An 18,476-nucleotide genomic window follows, 5' to 3' on the forward strand; every position below is an offset into this window, starting at 1 on the left:
CCTCACCCCAAGGCTTGTGAACTATCAGAACTGCTAGTTTTTTGGATTTCGCGTCGCGTCTGAAAAGAGATCGCAGCCTGCGGCAGCTCCTGCAAAGGAAACGCGCTCCCATGTAGGAGCTGCCGCAGGCTGCGATCTTTTGATCTGCTAGCATTGCGTCTGACTCAATCCTGATCAGCCACGAGTGCTTAACATGCAACTCCCGGACATGAACCTGTTGGTCGCCCTCGACGCCTTGCTCGACGAGGGCAGCGTGGTGGGCGCTGCGCGGCGGATGAACCTCAGCCCGGCGGCGATGAGCCGGACGTTGACGCGGATCCGCGAGGCTATCGGCGATCCGATCCTGGTACGCGCCGGTCGCGGCCTGGTGCCTACGCCCAAGGCGTTGGCGTTGCGTGAGCAGGTACGCGACGTGGTGGAGCAGGCTGCGTTGCTGTTTCGTTCGGCAGATGCGGTGGAGTTGGGTTCGCTGCGCCGGCGTTTCAGCATTCGCGCAAATGACTTTTTCGTCGGTGTCTACGGTGGCAGGTTGTTCGACACCCTGGATCGCCAGGCCCCGCATTGCGAACTGCGATTCGTGCCCGAAGGCGATGGCGATGATGAAGCGCTGCGCGAAGGCCGGATTGATCTGAACGTCAGCAATACCCGGCCGCAGACCCCGGAAGTGAAGGTGCAGAATCTGTTCTCCACGCACTTCGTAGGCTTGGTTCGAGAGGACCATCCACTGTTCGACGCGGAGATCACGGCCGAGCGCTTCGCCGGGTTTTCACATATCAGCATGTCCCGACGCGGCATTGCTCGCGGGCCAATTGATGCCGCGCTCAACGCCTTGGGGCTGGAGCGGCGGGTGGCGGTGATCGCGCCGAGTTTCCATGCGGCGATGTTCGCGCTGCCCGATTCCGACCTGATTCTGCCTGTGCCCCAGGAAGCGATATTGAGCGTGCGGCGGCTGGGCTTGAAACTGCGCTCGTTCACTTTGCCGGTTCCGCTGCCGACGTTGATGTTGACCCAGGCCTGGCATCCGCGTTTCGACAAGGATCCGGCTCACCGCTGGCTGCGTGAAACACTCAAGGCGTGTTGTGATGAGACGTGGTTGGCGGCACAGCCCTGAGGATCAAAAGATCGCAGCCTTCGGCAGCTCCTACCTGTTATCCCTGTAGGAGCTGCCGAAGGCTGCGATCTTTTGATTTAAGAATTGCGTCCGGCGCAATTATAACCTGCCAATAAGTTGATTTTCGTAACGCCCCGCGCTTCCTAAAATGCTCCGGTACCCAAATTCCGGAGCTTGCAGTACATGACTTCCCTCACCGTCACGGCGCCACTCGCCGTGACCAGCCCAGCCCCTGCTGCCACGCCACCGGTTTTCGGCCCGCGGATCATCATCGGCCTGGTGGGCGTGTTGGTGGCGGTATTGGTGTCGGGCCTGAACGAGATGGTGACCAAAGTTGCCCTGTCCGACATTCGCGGCGCGTTGGCCATCGGCTACGACGAAGGCACCTGGCTGGTCGCCTGCTATGCCGCGACCTCGGTCGCCGCGACGGCCTTCGCGCCGTGGTGTTCGGTGACGTTTTCGCTGCGCCGGTTCACCCTCTGCGCCATCAGCGCTTTCACGTTGCTGGGCGTGCTCTGTCCGTTCGCGCCGAACTACGAAAGCCTGCTGGTCCTGCGCACCTTGCAGGGCCTGGCCGGCGGCGCGTTGCCACCGATGCTGATGACGGTTGCGCTGCGCTTTTTGCCGGCCAACGTGAAGCTGTATGGCTTGGCCGGCTATGCCCTGACGGCGACGTTCGGTCCCGGGCTCGGCACTCCGCTGGCCGGATTGTGGACGGAATACGTCGGTTGGCAATGGACCTTCTGGCAAATCATCGCGCCGTGCCTGATTGCCATGCTCGCAGTGGCCTACGGTTTGCCCCAGGATCCGGTGCGCCTGGAGCGCTTCAAGCAGTTCAACTGGCGCGGTGTGCTGCTGGGGTTTCCAGCGATCTGCATGCTGGTGATTGGCATCCTTCAAGGCAATCGTCTGGACTGGTTCGCGTCGAACCTGATCTGCGGATTGCTCGGCGGTGGACTGCTGTTGCTGGTGCTGTTCCTGATCAACGAATGGTCGCAGCCGATCCCGTTTTTCAAAATGCAGATGCTCGGCATCCGCAACCTCTCGTTCGCCTTGTTGACGTTGGCAGGCGTGCTGGTGGTGCTGCTGGCGGTAATCGTTATTCCGTCCAGCTACCTGGCGCAGGTGCAGGGTTATCGTCCGGTGCAAACCGCGCCGATCATGCTCTTGGCGGCATTGCCACAGTTGATCGCGCTGCCGTTGGTGGCGGCGCTGTGCAATCTGCGCTGGGTCGATTGCCGCTGGGTGCTGGGGATCGGCCTGGGCATGCTGGCGCTGTCCTGCCTCGGCGGTTCGCAGCTGACGTCGGTGTGGATTCGCGATGACTTCTACGTCCAGCAACTGCTGCAAATCTTCGGTCAGCCGATGGCGGTGCTGCCGCTGTTGATGCTCGCGACCGGCAGCATTTCCCCGATGGAAGGTCCCTTCGCTTCGGCCTGGTTCAACACCGTCAAAGGCCTGTCGGCGGTAATTGCCACCGGGGTGATCGAGACGCTGACCACTTCACGACTGCATTTTCATTCGACCATGTTGGTGGACAGCCTCGGCAACTCACCGCTGGCCGACAGCGACAGCTCAGGCCTTGCCCACCGGCTGCATGAGCAGGCCGTGGTGCTGACGGCTGCGGACCTTTATCTGTGCATGAGCGGCATCGCGTTGACGCTGATCCTGCTGATTTTCTGGCTGCCGACGCGGGTCTATCCGCCGCGTGCGCCAACTTGAACGCTCCACTGAAACCGAAGGTTTTTATGACGACTCATGCAAAGCAAAAAGTGGCTGTCGGCGTTGCCGCAGCGTTAGCCATCGGCGTTCTGGTTTACCTGCTGGTGCCCGGCATTTTCGGTAAGCGCACGCAGCAGAACACCAATGACGCCTTTGTCTCGGCGGACTTCACATTGGTGGTGCCGCGCGTCGCCGGGTTCATCAAGGACGTGCTGGTGGAAGACAACCAGCAAGTCAAAGCCGGGCAGTTGCTGGCATTGATCGATGATCGGGATTTGCGCGCCGCCGCTCAAGCTGCCGACGCCGAGACATTGGTGGCCAGGGCGCAATTGCAAAATGCACGGGCGACGCTTGAACGGCAGACGTCGATGATTGCTCAGGCCCAAGCGACCGTGGTGTCGGCCAAGGCGGAAATGGCTTTCGCCGAACATGAATTGAACCGCTACGACCACCTCGCCGGGGTGGGCGCCGGCACGGTGCAAAACGCTCAGCAGGCACGGACCCGAATCGATCAGGCCTCTGCTCGGCTGGCCAACGTAACGGCCGTATTGGCGGCGGAGCGCAAGCAGGTCGACATCCTTAGCGCTCAGCGCGACGCCGCTGAAGGTGGACTGAAACGCGCGCAAGCGGCGCTGGAAATTGCCAGCTACGAGTTGTCCTACACGCGGATCGTCGCGCCGCAGGACGGCATGGTCGGTGAACGCGCTGTGCGGGTCGGCGCCTACGTCACGCCGGGGAGCAAGCTCCTGGCTGTGGTGCCGCTGGCGCAGGCTTATGTGGTCGCCAACTTTCAAGAAACCCAACTGACTGACGTGCAACCGGGGCAGAGCGTGCAGGTGCGTGTCGACAGCCTTGGCGGTGAAGCGTTGCGCGGTCGGGTCGAGAGCATTGCCCCGGCCACTGGCGTGACGTTTGCGTCGGTCAAGCCGGATAACGCGACCGGCAACTTCACCAAGGTTGTGCAGCGGATTCCGGTGAAGATTGTGCTGGAATCGGGGCAGCCACTGGTCGAGCGGTTGCGGGTGGGGATGTCGGTGGAGGCGAGGATTGATACGGCGAGCGCAGCGAGCGCGGGTGAGCATGAGGTTGTGCAACGATGAAGATCTCGGTCGACTGTTCTGGCGCCTTCGCGAGCAAGCCCGCTCCCACATTATTTCTGCGCAACGGCCACAACCTCGGCACAAAAGGAGATCCACTGTGGGAGCGGGCCTGCTCGCGAAGAGGCCGGCTGCCTCAACTGACCCTCTGTGCCTTACTCGTCATGAGCCTCACCGCCTGCACCGTAGGCCCCGACTTCCAGAAGCCCCAGGCACCGCAAATCGCTGAATGGTCGAAATCGGCAAAAGCCGCCGCCAGTGCAGCGGTGACGGCCGACATGGAAGAACGCTGGTGGGAGACCTTTCATGACCCGAAACTCTCGGCGCTGACCCAACGTGCCCTGACCGACAACCTCGACCTGAAACTCGCCAGCAGTCGCTTGCAGCAAAGTCGCGCCGCGCGTCAGGTGATCACGGCCGACCGTTATCCTCACACCGCGGCAACCGGCAGTTACGGGCGTAATCGCAACAGCGGCGAAGGCTTGAGCGATCCCTCGGGGCACGACGGCAACTCGGCGTTCAACCTGTGGGACGCGGGCTTCTCTGCGTCCTGGGAACTGGATTTCTGGGGCCGCGTCCGACGCGAAACCGAAGCCGCCGACGCCACCCTGGAAGTCGCGGAAAACGACCGCCGCGGGGTGCTGCTGTCGGTGCTCGCGGAAACCGCTCAGGGCTACATTCAGTTGCGCGGGGTGCAAAGTACGCGAGCGGTCACCGAGCAAAACCTCGACGTCGCTCGTCACAGCCTGAAACTGTCACAGCTGCGCCTGGCCGATGGTGTCGCCACTGACCTGGACGTCGCCGAAGCGGCCGCACAAGTGGCGGCCATCGAATCGCGCCTGCCGGCGCTGGAGCAGCGACAGTCGCAACTGATCAACGCCTTGAGCTTGTTGATGGGCGAACGGCCGCAAGCGCTATCGACCGAGTTGTCCACAGACGCTCCGGTGCCGTCAACCCCGCGCCAGGTCGCCATCGGCCTGCCGTCGCAACTGGCCGAGCGGCGTCCGGACATCCGCCAGGCCGAAGCACGCCTGCATGCGGCCACCGCGAGTATCGGCGTGGCCAAGGGCGATTTCTACCCGCGGATCACCCTGTCAGGCAACCTCGGTTCGCAGGCGATGCAGCTTAGCGATTTCGGTTCTTGGGGCTCGCGTTCGTTCGGCATCGGTCCGCAGTTCAGCCTGCCTCTTTTCGATGGCGGACGTTTGCGTGGCGTGCTGCACTTGCGCGAAGCCCAGCAACAGGAAGCCGCAATCGCCTACCAGCAGACCGTGTTGCGCGCCTGGCATGAAATCGATGATCAGCTGACGGCCTACAACGCCAGCCAACGACGCCGCGACAGCCTCGCCGAAGCCGTGCGCCAGAACCAGATCGCCCTGCGCACTGCACAGCAGCAATACGTGGAAGGCGTGGTGGACTTCGTCAACGTGCTGACGGTGCAAGGCGCGCTGCTGGCGACGCAGGAACAATGGGTGGAGAGTTCGACCGGTGTGTCGCTGGCGATGGTCGGGTTGTACAAGGCATTGGGTGGGGGGTGGGAGTCGGTGTATCCGGTTCCAGAGGTCGTTACCAGTAATCCGGTTTGATCGCCGGCGCCTTATGAGTGGGTACTCGAGTTGGGAACTGGTGTGATTGCAATTCTTCTGACGAGACGACTCGGCGCATCCAGTGTGAATATTCTATCAGCGAGCCAGGTGGAGAACGCTTGAGCCCGGTCCGGCATGGAAGAACGACCCCCACTGTCATTAGAGGGAAGTCCTCTCGGATGGCCCTTAGCGCGGGTGTCATATCGGTATCACCGGATACCAGAACCAACTGTTGAATGCGTTCGGCAATATGGATATTGGCTTGCTTGGCTGCGGTGCGATACATGCTTATGGCGATATGGACGTCAGTTTCTTTCTCTTCAAGTTTCCATATCGCGACTTTGTCCTGGCGCGACGCAGCGATTTTCTTGTCGATAAAACGCGGAGCGCTTGCCCGCTCAAGTTGGTGGCGACCGTAGTGAACAATGACATTGTTGGCCTTCAGGGCGCGGACGTAAGAGTCTTGAGCCTCCTTTGAAATCCTGCCACGGGTAGCAAGCTCAGGTTTGACCGAGGAGGTGAAGTAGTCCATCGAGGCAAGGACGCTCTGAGGATTTTCGATATTGGCGATATGCGTCAGCAAGCGCGGCAGATTCAGCCATTTGTAAGGCGTGCCTGCCAACAACCCGTAGAACACGTTGTAGCCGTCAACGAAGAACGCAGTGCGCACAAATCCAATCCTCAGAAACGAAAAAACCGGCCGAGGCCGGTTTTTTCACCCCAACTGCCAGAGAACTGAATCTCTGCGTACGGGGTTGAGTAGTGAGCTGATCCTAGATTGAGTGCATCTTGCACGTCAACCCTCGACTGACCAGCGCCCACTCGACTGGACGAATTCCAGTGCCGGCCGACTAGTTTTGTGCGTTTGCGGGGGCGACGGTCAAGGCATTCCTAGCCTCAGCTATTAGCAATTATTGCAGGGAAAAGGGGGCGGTCGCGCCCGTCACTTGATCGGACAATGTCTATCGCTATTTTCAATTTAGATTGAATGGAGGTTCCCGATTTTGTGTGGGATTTAGTACCCATCGCCCCTTCGGGAGCTGGCCAATCAACAACTCTGAAAGGATTGTCTCTTTGAAACAACAAACTTCTATCTACGCCGAACCAGAGTGAAGTTGATTCCTATGTTTGGCAGCGGTCGTTGGTCGAAAAGCCAGTATCGACGACGGAACTGCGCCTGACCTACAGTGATCAACAGGCTTCGTGGTCATGGCCGTGGTGTTTGCACCGGCAATTGCAAGGGGTAGCAATGGAGGCGCGCAGAGAGACGCCGCTTGGCGGCACCGATGGTCCGCACGCTGCGCCTGGCGTCTGGGCGACTGTTCAGCGCTGGTTGCGGTGGGCGCAGGAGCACTGGCTGTTGCCGATCCTGGCGTTGGCCGCGTTGGTGCGTTTCTACGACCTGACGGCTGCGGCCATCTGGGGTGATGAAGGGTCCAGCCTGTTGCTGAGCCACTACTCCATGGCCGGAATCTGGGTGCACGCGGCCCATGACGTACACCCGCCGCTATATTTCCTGCTGTTGCATGGCTGGGTCGAGCTGTTCGGCGACGGTATTTTTTCGATCCGCGTTCTCAGCGCATTGCCCGGTATCGCTACGGTCTGGCTTGGCGTCTGGCTGATGGACCTGATCGCCACCCGGCGTGCCGCGTTACTGACGGGTTTCTTGCTGGCGCTGCTGCCCACGGCGGTGCGTTACAGCCAGGAAGTGCGAATGTATTCGCTGCTGGGACTGTGGTTGATCGGCGCCACGATTGCGCTGGTCTACTGGGTCAGGTACCCCCGGCGCACGCGTTATCTGGTGGCGTATACGTTGCTGATGACTGCCGCTTTCTACACCCATTACTTCACCGCGCTTTGTGTACTGTGCCACTGGCTTTATCTGGGGCTGATCCGCGTACAGCCAGGGTATCGGTTGCGGCATATCCAGCGTCCCGGCTGGTGGCTGGCGAACGTGGCGATCGTGCTGTTGTACCTGCCGTGGGTGCCAAGCCTGATCGATCTGATCCAGCACATGGATCAGCTAAAGGCCAATGGCGATGTGGGGTGGGAGACGCCGGTCACGTTCGGCTCGTTGCCTTCGATGCTATGGTCGTTCCTGTTGCAGGACGATGGCGAGAACCTGCCGACGCTGATGTTCATCGCGCTGCCGCTGGCGTTGCTGGCCATTGCGGGGGTGGCGCTGGTGCGGGACCGCAGCGTCATTCGTGGCAGCGCGCTGCTGGTGATCTACACATCACTGCCGTTGCTACTGGTGTTCGGAGTGTCGTTTATCACGCCGGTATTTATCGAGCGTTACCTGACGGCCTATGCCTTGGGGTTGCCAATGATTGTGGCGCTGGCTGTCGATCGCCTGTATTCAGGCTTTCGGATGCTGGCGCTAACCGTGCTGGTGCTGTTTGTCGGCGTTGAGTTGGTGGGCCTGAAGAACAACGCCACGGTGGATATTAATGATCAGACCAGCGTCATGGTCGACTACGTGAACCAGCACTTCGTGAGCGGCGACCGCATCGTCACCAGCGACATGCTCTGGTACCTCAGCTACGTCTATTACAACCGCACCGACGCAAAACCGCTGCTGTACACCCCGCCGCTGGCCAATGGTGCTTCGAGCCGGCCGAATGCCTACGGTTTCGGCACGTTGGTGAGCCAGGACATCTACCTGGACAACCTTGGCGGCTTGCCCAAAGGCAGCGGCCGAGTGTGGTTGATCGGCACCGTGGGTGTGCCGGACGAGTTCGCGCCGTTGCCCGCAGGCTGGCAGCGCGTTGACGAAACCCACGCCGGCGGTGCCAATGCGCGTTTGTTCGTGCTGCATTGAGCCGATGGCTTAAGGTTTCGACAGGTCGGCCATCCCCTTCAGCAACTCGATCGGCAGTGGAAAGACAATCGTCGAACTCTTGTCCCCGGCAATCGAACTCAGCGTCTGCATGTACCGCAATTGCATGGCACCCGGTTGACGACCGAGCATTTCGGCGGCCTGCATGAGTTTTTCCGAGGCCTGCAATTCACCTTCGGCGTGGATCACTTTCGCTCGGCGTTCACGCTCGGCCTCGGCCTGTTTGGCGATGGCGCGGACCATCGATTCGTTGAGGTCCACGTGTTTGATCTCGACGTTGGCCACCTTGATGCCCCAGGCATCGGTCTGGGCGTCGAGCACTTGCTGGATATCGATGTTCAGCCGTTCGCGCTCGGCCAGCAGTTCATCGAGTTCGTGTTTACCGAGCACTGCCCGCAGGGTGGTCTGGGCCAGTTGGCTGGTGGCCATGAGAAAGTCTTCGACCTGAATGATCGCTTTTTGCGGATCGAGCACGCGGAAGTACAGCACGGCGTTGACCTTGACCGAGACGTTGTCGCGAGTGATCACGTCTTGCGGCGGTACATCGAGGACCACGGTGCGCAAGTCGACGCGGACCATTTGCTGGACCACCGGAATCAGCAGGATCAGGCCGGGGCCTTTGACTTGCCAGAAGCGGCCGAGCTGGAACACCACCCCGCGCTCGTATTCGCGCAGGATACGAAAGGTCGATCCCGCCAGCGCGATCACCAACAGCAGCAGTGCGGCAAACCCCAGTTGCAGGCCCATGACTATTCTCCAACCGGCGCCGCGTCAGTCGCGGCCACTTGCAGCAATAATCCCTTGCGCGCCACTACCCGGACCCGTTGCCCCGGTTGTAGCGGCGTAGCGCTGAGTACTTGCCACTGTTCTCCTTGCAGGTGTACCCAACCGTTATAGGCATTGCCGGCCTGCAACGACGTCACCGGGGTGATGCTGCCGATGAGTCCGGCATCGCCACTGACCGTATGGCGCGGCCGGGTTTTCAGGGCATGGACCAACAGGAAAATCAGCAGCAGGGCACTCACCAATCCCAGGCCGATCATCAATGGGACAGGCACTTCGGTGTTGGTCAAGATCACCGCGCCGATGACGAACATCACAATGCCGCCCAACCCGATCACGCCATAATTGGGAAGGGCTGCTTCGGCGATCAGAAATGCAATGCCGAACGTGATCAGCCAGATCCCGATCGGGTTGGGAACCAGCAACACGACGGCGTCCGCCGCGAAAACCGATCCGCTCAAGGCCAACAGCAGCGCAACTGCACAACAACGAGTGTTCACACGCCCTCCTTTGTAGGAGCGAGCTCGCTCCGGGCGGCGCTCCGACGATGAACCTGAGAGCACCGCGCTGATTCAGGCAGTCCGCATTAGCTCATCGCTTCTTACAGTCTAGTCGAGCTATGAATTGTATGAATTTTGCTCAGTTGTTGACCTCATCCGACCGGCAGATTTCCCGCGCGATGGCGTCAGCGGGCCTAGACTTTCAATGAAGCGAACAGGCTTAACCATCGTCCGCCAACAGGTGTTGCGGACACCGAGGTGCATCATGCGTATGGCAAAAACCGTGCAGGGCAGCCTGGACAAGGCGCACTGCGAATATGACGTCGTCACCCACCCCCACTCGGCCAGCAGCCTTGAAACGGCGCGGGTCGCGGGCATTCCTGCCGAACGGGTGGCCAAATCGGTGATCCTCGACGACCACCACGGTCATTATCTGATGGCCGTTCTGCCGGCGAGCCGTCATCTGGACCTGACTAAAGTGCGTGGCAGTGGCGAATGGCAAGTGACCCGGGAAAGCACGCTCGCGCACCTGTTCTCCGACTGCGAACGTGGCGCGGTACCTGCGCTGGGCGAGTCTTATGGGCTGGACATGGTCATCGACCCGCTGCTGACCCGGCAGAAAGACATCTATCTGGAGGCCGGCAACCACAACAACCTGCTGCACATGAGCATGCCGGAATTTCTGAAAATGGTGCCGCATGCTGAGGTGTGTGAGTTGAGTCATTAAGTCTTGTAGCGTCTTTACTGACGCCTTCGCGAGCAAGCCCGCTCCCACAGTTGATCGCGTTCCACTGTGGGAGCGGGCTTGCTCGCGAATCATTTTTTCAGTCATCAAGGAGCCCGACATGGAATCCCCAACCCACAGCCTCCCCTCCCTGTTCAAACAACTGGGCCTGGACAACGACCCGGTCAGCATCGACCAATTCATCGCCACCCATTCCCCACTGAAACCGGAATTGCACCTCGCGGATGCATTTTTCTGGACCAAGAGCCAAGCGGCATTCTTGCGTGACGAGATTCTGGATGATGCGGATTGGGCGGAGGTGGTGGATCAGCTCGATGTGCTGCTGAGGAAGGGGCGCGGGGGATAAACAATCAGCACTCTGGCGCGGCTGTCGTGACAAACGAGCCAATTTGTTTCAAAACTTGACCGCCTTTCCTCGCAAATGGCATATTGATAGTTAGCAAACTAACAGTGTGCATTTCCTCGTGCCGAAGAACCTCGACGCTCTCCAGATGAACATCAGCAGTGCCATGGTGGTAGCCGCCAGGCATTGGCGGAAGATCTGCCAGACCACGCTGGTCAACTATGGAATCTCCGAAGCCTGTGCCGTCCCGTTATTGATGATCGGGCGTTTGGGCGAAGGCGTGCGGCAGGTCACGGTGGCGCAGGCGGCTGGCATGGAGAGTCCGTCACTGGTGCGGCTGCTCGACCAGTTGTGTCATGCCGGTTACGTCCGTCGAACCGAAGATGCTCATGACCGGCGCGCCAAATGCCTGAGCCTCACCGCAACCGGCCGCGACCTGGTTCAGGCGGTGGAAATCGAACTGGTGCGTTTGCGCAATGAAGTGCTGGCCGGGATCGACCAGCGTGATCTGGAAGCGACGCTGCGAGTGCTCAGGGCCTTTGAAGCGGCCAACGCTCCGTCGGTGGTGAACCCTTGAGCGGATTCTTCGCGGGGGTTCCTTCGGCGCGGGACTGGTTCTACGGTGTGCGCACGTTTGCCGCCTCGATGATCGCGCTGTACATCGCCATGCTCATGCAAATGCCGCGTCCTTATTGGGCGATGGCCACGGTGTACATCGTCTCCAGCCCTTTCGTCGGCCCGACCAGTTCCAAGGCTTTGTACCGCGCCGTTGGCACCTTTCTCGGTGCGGCAGCGGCGGTTTTTTTCGTGCCGATGTTTGTCCAGAGCCCTTATGTCCTGGTGGTGGTCATCGCCTTGTGGACCGGGACGTTGCTGTTTCTGTCCCTGCATTTGCGCACCGCCAACAGTTACGCGTTGATGCTCGCTGGCTACACCTTGCCGTTGATCGCCCTGCCGGTGGTGGATAACCCGCTGACGGTGTGGGATGTGGCTGAAGCGCGCACGGAAGAAATCTTTCTCGGCATCGCCGTTGCGGCGGTGGTGGGCGCGATGTTCTGGCCACGACGGCTGGCGCCGGTGTTCAACGATTCGGTCAGCAAATGGTTCGCCGATGCCTCGACGTACAGCCTGCGGTTCCTCAGCCGCAATGTGCAGCCGGATGAAGTGAGCACCCTGCGCTCGGCGATGGTGACGACCTTCAACAGCCTGGAGTTGATGATCGGTCAGTTGCCCCACGAGGGCGCGCGGCCGCAAACGGTGCGCAATACCAAAGAATTGCGCGGCCGGATGATTCATCTGTTGCCGGTGATCGATGCCCTCGACGATGCGCTCTATGCGCTGGAACGGCGCACGCCCGAGCTTGTGGATAAGTTTGCGCCGCTGCTGGCCGCAACCAGCGAATGGCTGCAACACAACGACGCCGACATCGACCGCTGGCAGGCCCTGAAAAATCAGCTCGAAGCCCTGCAACCCAGTGTCGAAGCACTGGAAGATCGCAAGCAACTGTTGTTCTCCAACGCGCTGTATCGCCTCGGCGAATGGATCGATTTGTGGCAGGACTGCCGCAGCCTGCAATACGCCATCCGGTGCGAAAGCCAGGACAACTGGCGCGCGGTCTATCGGCACTGGCGGCTCGGTCGACTATCGCCGTTTCTGGACCGTGGGTTGATGCTCTATTCGGCCGCGTCCACGGTCACCGCGATCATTGTCGCTTCGGTGTTGTGGATTCTGCTTGGCTGGACCGATGGTGGCGCCGCCGTCATTCTGGCAGCAGTGTCCTGCAGCTTCTTCGCCTCGATGGATGACCCGGCGCCGCAGATCTTCCGCTTCTTTTTCTGGACGGCGATGTCAGTGCTGTTCGCCAGCCTTTATCTGTTTCTGGTCCTGCCCAACCTGCACGACTTCCCGATGCTGGTGCTGGCGTTCTCCGTGCCATTCATTTGCGTCGGCACCCTGACGGTAAAGCCGCAGTTTTATCTGGGCATGCTGCTGACCCTCGTCAACACCTCGTCCTTCATCAGTATCCAGGGCGCTTACGACGCGGATTTCCTCAGTTTTGCCAACTCCAATCTGGCCGGCCCCGTCGGCTTGCTGTTCGCGTTCGTATGGACCCTGATCGCCCGGCCGTTTGGTGCGGAACTGGCAGCCAAGCGACTGACCCGCTTCAGCTGGCGCGACATCGTCAGCCTGACCGAACCGGCCTCGCTGGCCGAACACCGGCACTTGGGCGTGCAGATGCTCGACCGCCTGATGCAGCACTTACCGCGCCTGGCCATGACCGGACAGGACACCGGTATCGCGTTGCGTGAAGTGCGTGTTGCCTTGAATGTGCTCGACCTGCTCGCCTACACACCGCGTGTGCTTGGCGTCCCGCAGGTGTTGCTGCACCAGGTGGTGGCCGAGGTCGGCGAGTATTTCAAAGCCTGCCTCAAGGCAGGTGAGCGTTTGCCGGCACCCAGTGCGTTGTTGATGACCATGGACCGTACGCGCCGTGCCCTGAACCGCGAGTGCGATGAAGGCGCCCGTCTACATTTGCTGCACGCCTTGAGCGGCCTGCGTCTGGCGTTGCTGCCAGGGGTGGAATTCGTCGGCGCAGGCGAACTCGAAGAACCGCTTCCCCATGGCATCGATGGAGCGCCTTTATGATCGGTAGTCTGGACATCAGTGGCGTGTTCCTGCCGACGCTGCTGGTGCTGATGGGCATTACGTATGTGTTGTACCTGCTGGTGCACGGGTTGCTGACGCGCCTGCACTTTTACCGTCTGGTCTGGCACCGGGCATTGTTCAACGTGGCTCTCTACGCCTTGCTGCTCGGCGCCGTGGATTCACTCAGTCGATACCTGATGACATGAAAAAACCTTTTTTGACCCTCGGCCGCGTGGTCCTGACCCTACTGATCGTGAGCTTCGCCGTTGTCGTGGTCTGGCGCATGGTGATGTATTACATGTTTGCCCCGTGGACCCGCGATGGCCATATCCGTGCCGACATCGTGCAGATCGCCCCGGACGTGTCCGGTCTGATCCAGCAAGTGGAGGTGCGCGACAACCAGTTGGTGAAGCGCGGCCAGGTACTGTTCAGCATCGATCAGGACCGTTTCAAACTGGCCCTGCGCCAGGCCAAGGCAGCGGTCGCCGACCGTCAGGAAACCCTGGCGCAGGCGCAGCGCGAAGCCAAACGTAACCGTGGGCTCGGCAATCTGGTGCCGGGTGAGCAACTGGAAGAAAGCCAGTCCAGGGTCGCCCGCGCCGAGGTGGCATTGATGGAGGCCCAGGTGGCGGTGGACAGCGCCCAACTGAACCTAGACCGCTCGGTCATCCGCAGTCCTGTGGACGGTTACGTCAACGACCGCGCACCGCGCGCGCAAGAATTCGTCAGCGCCGGGCGGCCGGTGTTGTCGGTGGTGGACAGCAATTCGTTCCACATCGACGGCTATTTCGAAGAAACCAAACTGGACGGCATTCACATCGGCCAGAGTGTCGACATCCGGGTGGTGGGTGATCGCGCTCGTCTGCGCGGCCATGTGGAAAGCATCGTCGCCGGCATCGAAGACCGCGACCGCAGCAGTGGCAGCAACCTGCTGCCGAACGTCAACCCGGCGTTCAGTTGGGTGCGGCTGGCCCAGCGGATTCCGGTGCGGATCGCCTTTGACGAGGTGCCGGCGGATTTCCGCATGATTGCCGGGCGGACCGCGACGGTATCGATCATCGACGACCAGCAGCAGGAGGCGGCTAAATGAGCAGGGCCTCGGCTTTGGCGGTCGCCGGATTAGGCCTGTTGCTGTCGGCATGCCAGGTGGTCGGGCCGGATTATCACTTGCCGGACGAAGCCGCCATCCACCGTGAAGACCTGCAGGGCAGCCTGGCGGCAAATGCAAAAGATGTCGTCTCCGCGCCAGTCCCGGCTGATTGGTGGCGCCTCTATCAGGACCCGCGTCTCGACCAATTGGTCCAGGAGGCCATGGCTTCCAACACCGATTTGCGCGTGGCGGCGGCCAGGCTCTCGCGGGCGCGGGCGCAGGTCGACGAAGCGCAGGCGGCGGGTGGCTGGAGTGGCGGCGTGAAGATGGGGGCCCAGCGTTTGCAAGAGTCCGGTGAAGCCTTCTTGCTGCCGGAGAAGGTGCCGGTCGCCAACGTCGGCGACATCGGCATTACGACGTCTTATCAGTTCGACCTGTTCGGCACATTGCAACGCGGCATCGAGGCGGCCAAGGCCAATGCCGATGCGACACAGGCGGCGGCCGATACCGCACGCATCACCCTGGTGGCCGATGTCGTTCGGGCTTACACCCAGGTCTGTGCGGCCAACGAAGAGCGAGAAATCGCCCAGCACTCCCTCGACTTGCAAGCCCAGGGCACGACCTTGATCCAGCGCCTGCGCGACGCCGGACGTGGCGACGAAACCCAGGTCACTCGTTCGCAAACCCAATTCAAATCCTTGCGCGCCGACATGCCGCGTTATGAGGCCGCACGGCAGGCGGGGTTGTTCCGGTTGTCGATGTTGCTGGCCAAACCGGTGGACCAGTTGCCAGCCGGCACCGCCACCTGCGCCGAGCTGCCGAAGATTACACAGTTGTTGCCGGTAGGTGACGGCGCGACCTTGCTCAAGCGGCGTCCTGATGTACGCCAGGCCGAACGTCAATTGGCGGCCGCGACCGCGGGCATTGGCGTCGCAACCGGTGAGTTGTACCCGGACATCAGCATCGGCGCGACCGTCGGTACGGTCGGCATTCTGGAAAACCTCGGTCAACCGTCGACCAATCGCTGGGGCTTCGGTCCGCTACTGACCTGGACGGTGCCGTCCAACGGTTCCCGGGCACGGATCCGTGAGGCCGAAGCGACGACCCAAGGCACGCTGGCGCATTTCGATGGCGTGGTGCTTAACGCCATCCGCGAGACTCAAACCGGTCTGGCCCAGTACTCCGCGCTGCTGCAACGCCGCGATGCCTTGGCCGACGCCGAGCAATCGGCGAAACTGGCGGCCGACCAGACCCACCGCTTCTTCCAGGCTGGCCGCGCGTCGTTCCTGGCAGACCTGCAAGCGACCCGCACCTACACCGACGTGCGGGCGCAACTGGCTTCCGCCAACACTCAGGTTGCCATGAGCCAGATCGATTTGTTCCTGGCACTGGGCGGCGGTTGGGAAAGCGGACGAACGCAAGGCACGAACCCCGGCAAACCCTGAGGCCGTTGCTATGCTTTGACTTGATGAGGTCGCGCGTCGATCTCATCAGTCAAGGCTCGCGTTGGTCATGGGGATCTAATAATGAAAAACCCATATGCTCCCGGCTTCTGGTGCGCTATTGCAGCATTAGTCTTGCTATCGGCCACCTATTTCTACGGCATCATGCTGGCCCACCAGATCGACAAGGCTCTGGTCTTCCTCGACAGTGCTTCCGCGCTCATCGCCGTGATGGCCATCGTCGTGGTCGCCTGGGCTTCATTCCAGGGCCAGCGCATCAAGAAAAGACAACTCGAACAAGGCAAGACCCTGGTGCTGATCTGGGACACCAAGGTTGCGCTGCGTCGTGTCGAGACGGTGTTCGATCGGTATTTCTGGGGCAGTTACTGGCAACCGGGGCGCACGTTCCAGGAAGTCATGGGCGAGCTCACCGGCACACCCCTGGAAAAAAGCCTCGAGACTTTGAAGAGGCAGTGTGTGGCGCTGGACAAGCAAGTGTCCGACGAGGGGTGGCACTGGCTCAACAACGCCCGCGAACTCTCCGACGTGGCCACCGCCATGGCCCGCGAGCGCTATCAACTGGACGTCTGCGACCCGCGCGCGGAGGTGACGGGCGGGGCAGTGATCAATCGGGATTTTGAGGTGCTCGTGTATACCTGGACCGCGCGGCTCAAAAGCTTTGATCATCAGCTGGATGAGATTGAAGTTCAGTATTCATAAGCCGCAAAGATCGCAGCCTGCGGCAGCTCCTACAGGGAAATGCATTCCAATGTAGGAGCTGGCGCAGGCTGCGATCTTTTTCAGGTCCCGCGAATAGACACTCTTTAACCTTTAATCATTGGGCCGCCCGGTGCGCCTGATGCTAATCTCCATCGCACTTTCAACGCAGTCGTGACCGTACCCGTCATGGGTTCAGGGAAGACGACCACACTTCAAACAACGGACATTGATCGGGTCATTCATGAATAAATCAGCAGGCGTGCTACTTGGAATTGTCGTGGCCATCGGTGCAATCAGCGCCGGCGGTGCCTGGTTCACCGGCACCAAAATCGAAGGAGTGCTGAACACCTCGATCGCCGACGCCAATAAAGAACTGCAAGCCGCGCTGGTCGGTTCCAACGGTACGGCGTCGCTGGAACTGGTATCGCTGGAGCGCCATGTGTTCAGCAGCACCGCGCACTATCGCCTCAAGGGTGAAGGCGAGATATTCGGCGAGGCACCGGTCGAATTACTCTTCGTCGATCACATCGAACACGGCCCGCTGCCGTTCTCGCGCCTGATGTCAATGAAGTGGTTGCCGGTCATGGCCACCAGTCATTACGAGCTTGAAAAGACGCCGCTCACCGAAAAGTGGTTCGCCGCCGCCAAAGACAAATCGCCGCTCACGGGCGTGGTCAACATCGGCTACGACAACTCAACCAACGGTTCCCTCCAATTGCTGCCGCTGGACGTGGCGCTGGATGACAAGTCCAACTTGAAATTTTCCGGCCTGAACCTCGACGTCGCGGCCAGCCCTCAAGCGCAGAAGGTCAAGGCCAACGGCTACATGGACAGCCTGACACTCAGCACCGTCGCCGAAGACCTGACCCCGGTAAAAGTCGAAGTGAGCGGCATGACCGTGGCCAGCAACCTGGTAAAAAGTACTTACGGCTACTACACCGGCGAGAACACGCTGGAGCTGACCGAGAGCAAGACCACCTTCGGTGCGAAGCAGTCAGTACTGGGCTTCAAGAAATTCGAGATGAAGAACCAGACTGAGGAATCGGGCACCAGCGGTTCCGGACGGGCCGATTACAAGGTCGGTGAAGTGTCCTTGAACGGCAAGACGGTCGGCTCCGCACAATTGGCGATGAGCCTGAAGAATCTCGACATTCCGGCCACCATGTCGTTGATGCAGGTCTACCAGACCAAACTGCAACCGTACGAAAAAGCTGCCGCTGAAGCGGCTGCCGCGGGTGAGCCTGCACCAGAGCTAGTCTTGACCCCCGCTGAAGAGGCGCAGGTTAAAACCGGTCTGGAGAAGTTGCTGGCCGCCGGTCCGCAGCTGGCGCTGGAAAACCTGTCGTTCAACACCGCCAACGGTGAAAGTCGCGCCAACCTGGTGCTCGACTTGATCAAGCCCCCGTCCATGGACCTGCCGCCAGACCAGCTTATCAAGCAGTTGGTTGCCCTGCTGGATGTCAATCTGCAAGTTTCCAAGCCAATGCTCGTTGACGTGTTCACCCTGCAAAGCCAGATCGATGGCCAGACCGACGCCAAGCTCATTGCCGATCAGGCCACGGCGACAGCGGACATGTTCGGCAGCATGGCGGTCGGCACGCAATTCGCCAAGCTGGATGGCAACAACATCGTCACCAAATTGCATTACGCCAACAATCAGGTGGAATTCAACGGCCAGAAAATGACGGTCGAAGAGTTTGTTGGCTTCGTGATGAGCAAGTTCGGTGGTGTCGGCCCCGTCCAGTAACGCCGCAAGCGCACTGCGCTTCCCCGCAGGCTGCGATCGATCTCCTGTGGGAGCTGCCGCAGGCTGCGATCTTTTGCCTTTTAAGATCAAAAGATCGCAGCCTGC

At 60.6% G+C, this 18,476-nt stretch carries 17 protein-coding genes; 14 read left to right on the forward strand and 3 right to left on the reverse strand.

Annotated elements, in window-relative coordinates:
* The first annotated feature begins 193 nt into the window (after nt 1-193).
* The 4 genes from ACA052_RS00775 to ACA052_RS00790 all read left to right on the forward strand — a co-directional run bounded on the left by ACA052_RS00775 (nt 194) and on the right by ACA052_RS00790 (nt 5,516).
* Nucleotides 194-1,111, forward strand: coding sequence for a LysR family transcriptional regulator (locus ACA052_RS00775; RefSeq protein ID WP_497647967.1), 918 nt, complete (start codon nt 194-196; stop codon nt 1,109-1,111).
* 183 nt (nt 1,112-1,294) lie between these two features.
* Nucleotides 1,295-2,833 carry an MFS transporter gene (locus ACA052_RS00780; RefSeq protein ID WP_497647968.1) on the forward strand — a complete coding sequence of 513 codons (1,539 nt, stop codon included), beginning with the start codon at nt 1,295-1,297 and terminating at the stop codon, nt 2,831-2,833.
* A 26-nt stretch (nt 2,834-2,859) separates the two neighbouring features.
* On the forward strand, nt 2,860-3,933 hold the full coding sequence (locus tag ACA052_RS00785; RefSeq protein WP_497647969.1) for an HlyD family secretion protein: 1,074 nt from the start codon (nt 2,860-2,862) through the stop codon (nt 3,931-3,933).
* On the forward strand, nt 3,930-5,516 hold the full coding sequence (locus ACA052_RS00790) for an efflux transporter outer membrane subunit (protein WP_497647970.1): 1,587 nt from the start codon (nt 3,930-3,932) through the stop codon (nt 5,514-5,516). The genes ACA052_RS00785 and ACA052_RS00790 overlap by 4 nt, the downstream gene beginning before the upstream one ends.
* On the opposite strand, the gene ACA052_RS00795 is transcribed toward ACA052_RS00790, so the two are convergent.
* A complete protein-coding gene (locus ACA052_RS00795) occupies nt 5,497-6,186 on the reverse strand; it encodes an NYN domain-containing protein (RefSeq protein WP_497647971.1) in 690 nt (229 codons plus the stop codon). The two genes, ACA052_RS00790 and ACA052_RS00795, sit on opposite strands and share 20 nt — an antisense overlap.
* A 579-nt stretch (nt 6,187-6,765) precedes the next feature.
* Between ACA052_RS00795 and ACA052_RS00800 the strand changes: the two genes are divergently transcribed.
* A complete protein-coding gene (locus ACA052_RS00800; RefSeq protein WP_497647972.1) occupies nt 6,766-8,337 on the forward strand; it encodes a glycosyltransferase family 39 protein in 1,572 nt (523 codons plus the stop codon).
* 9 nt (nt 8,338-8,346) lie between these two features.
* Here ACA052_RS00800 and ACA052_RS00805 read toward each other — a convergent pair whose 3' ends face one another.
* Both ACA052_RS00805 and ACA052_RS00810 read right to left on the reverse strand, forming a co-directional pair.
* A complete protein-coding gene (locus ACA052_RS00805; protein ID WP_008034707.1) occupies nt 8,347-9,102 on the reverse strand; it encodes a slipin family protein in 756 nt (251 codons plus the stop codon).
* Between the two features lie 2 nt (nt 9,103-9,104).
* On the reverse strand, nt 9,105-9,638 hold the full coding sequence (locus tag ACA052_RS00810) for an NfeD family protein (RefSeq protein ID WP_497647973.1): 534 nt from the start codon (nt 9,636-9,638) through the stop codon (nt 9,105-9,107).
* A gap of 265 nt (nt 9,639-9,903) precedes the next feature.
* Here ACA052_RS00810 and ACA052_RS00815 point away from each other — a divergent pair, with 265 nt between their 5' ends.
* From ACA052_RS00815 to ACA052_RS00855, 9 genes are all read left to right on the forward strand, one after another.
* Nucleotides 9,904-10,365 carry an aminoacyl-tRNA deacylase gene (locus ACA052_RS00815; protein ID WP_497647974.1) on the forward strand — a complete coding sequence of 154 codons (462 nt, stop codon included), beginning with the start codon at nt 9,904-9,906 and terminating at the stop codon, nt 10,363-10,365.
* A gap of 118 nt (nt 10,366-10,483) precedes the next feature.
* Nucleotides 10,484-10,729, forward strand: a complete 246-nt coding sequence (locus tag ACA052_RS00820; RefSeq protein WP_497647975.1) for a DUF2789 domain-containing protein — start codon at nt 10,484-10,486, stop codon at nt 10,727-10,729.
* Nucleotides 10,730-10,874: 145 nt separating this feature from the next.
* Nucleotides 10,875-11,303: a MarR family winged helix-turn-helix transcriptional regulator gene (locus tag ACA052_RS00825; protein ID WP_497647976.1), complete on the forward strand. Its 429-nt coding sequence runs from the start codon at nt 10,875-10,877 to the stop codon at nt 11,301-11,303.
* A complete protein-coding gene (locus tag ACA052_RS00830) occupies nt 11,300-13,372 on the forward strand; it encodes an FUSC family protein (RefSeq protein WP_497647977.1) in 2,073 nt (690 codons plus the stop codon). The genes ACA052_RS00825 and ACA052_RS00830 overlap by 4 nt, the downstream gene beginning before the upstream one ends.
* Nucleotides 13,369-13,578 carry a DUF1656 domain-containing protein gene (locus ACA052_RS00835; protein ID WP_497647978.1) on the forward strand — a complete coding sequence of 70 codons (210 nt, stop codon included), beginning with the start codon at nt 13,369-13,371 and terminating at the stop codon, nt 13,576-13,578. The genes ACA052_RS00830 and ACA052_RS00835 overlap by 4 nt, the downstream gene beginning before the upstream one ends.
* Nucleotides 13,575-14,462 carry an efflux RND transporter periplasmic adaptor subunit gene (locus ACA052_RS00840; RefSeq protein WP_497647979.1) on the forward strand — a complete coding sequence of 296 codons (888 nt, stop codon included), beginning with the start codon at nt 13,575-13,577 and terminating at the stop codon, nt 14,460-14,462. The genes ACA052_RS00835 and ACA052_RS00840 overlap by 4 nt, the downstream gene beginning before the upstream one ends.
* Nucleotides 14,459-15,907, forward strand: a complete 1,449-nt coding sequence (locus ACA052_RS00845; protein WP_497647980.1) for an efflux transporter outer membrane subunit — start codon at nt 14,459-14,461, stop codon at nt 15,905-15,907. The genes ACA052_RS00840 and ACA052_RS00845 overlap by 4 nt, the downstream gene beginning before the upstream one ends.
* A gap of 81 nt (nt 15,908-15,988) precedes the next feature.
* Nucleotides 15,989-16,624: an NADH:ubiquinone oxidoreductase subunit N gene (locus ACA052_RS00850; RefSeq protein ID WP_497647981.1), complete on the forward strand. Its 636-nt coding sequence runs from the start codon at nt 15,989-15,991 to the stop codon at nt 16,622-16,624.
* 241 nt (nt 16,625-16,865) lie between these two features.
* On the forward strand, nt 16,866-18,371 hold the full coding sequence (locus ACA052_RS00855; RefSeq protein WP_497647982.1) for a YdgA family protein: 1,506 nt from the start codon (nt 16,866-16,868) through the stop codon (nt 18,369-18,371).
* Nucleotides 18,372-18,476: the final 105 nt, after the last annotated feature.

The sequence above is a fragment of the Pseudomonas sp. LBUM1644 genome, from assembly GCF_059716195.1.

Excerpts from the sequence above, each read along its gene's own strand:
- ACA052_RS00855 (WP_497647982.1), top strand. The coding sequence starts at position 16,866 with ATGAATAAATCAGCAGGCGTGCTACTTGGAATTGTCGTGGCCATCGGT.
- ACA052_RS00805 (WP_008034707.1), bottom strand. The coding sequence starts at position 9,102 with ATGGGCCTGCAACTGGGGTTTGCCGCACTGCTGCTGTTGGTGATCGCG.
- ACA052_RS00785 (WP_497647969.1), top strand. The coding sequence starts at position 2,860 with ATGACGACTCATGCAAAGCAAAAAGTGGCTGTCGGCGTTGCCGCAGCG.
- ACA052_RS00845 (WP_497647980.1), top strand. The coding sequence starts at position 14,459 with ATGAGCAGGGCCTCGGCTTTGGCGGTCGCCGGATTAGGCCTGTTGCTG.
- ACA052_RS00800 (WP_497647972.1), top strand. The coding sequence starts at position 6,766 with ATGGAGGCGCGCAGAGAGACGCCGCTTGGCGGCACCGATGGTCCGCAC.
- ACA052_RS00780 (WP_497647968.1), top strand. The coding sequence starts at position 1,295 with ATGACTTCCCTCACCGTCACGGCGCCACTCGCCGTGACCAGCCCAGCC.
- ACA052_RS00815 (WP_497647974.1), top strand. The coding sequence starts at position 9,904 with ATGCGTATGGCAAAAACCGTGCAGGGCAGCCTGGACAAGGCGCACTGC.
- ACA052_RS00775 (WP_497647967.1), top strand. The coding sequence starts at position 194 with ATGCAACTCCCGGACATGAACCTGTTGGTCGCCCTCGACGCCTTGCTC.
- ACA052_RS00850 (WP_497647981.1), top strand. The coding sequence starts at position 15,989 with ATGAAAAACCCATATGCTCCCGGCTTCTGGTGCGCTATTGCAGCATTA.
- ACA052_RS00835 (WP_497647978.1), top strand. The coding sequence starts at position 13,369 with ATGATCGGTAGTCTGGACATCAGTGGCGTGTTCCTGCCGACGCTGCTG.
- ACA052_RS00840 (WP_497647979.1), top strand. The coding sequence starts at position 13,575 with ATGAAAAAACCTTTTTTGACCCTCGGCCGCGTGGTCCTGACCCTACTG.
- ACA052_RS00790 (WP_497647970.1), top strand. The coding sequence starts at position 3,930 with ATGAAGATCTCGGTCGACTGTTCTGGCGCCTTCGCGAGCAAGCCCGCT.
- ACA052_RS00825 (WP_497647976.1), top strand. The coding sequence starts at position 10,875 with ATGAACATCAGCAGTGCCATGGTGGTAGCCGCCAGGCATTGGCGGAAG.
- ACA052_RS00820 (WP_497647975.1), top strand. The coding sequence starts at position 10,484 with ATGGAATCCCCAACCCACAGCCTCCCCTCCCTGTTCAAACAACTGGGC.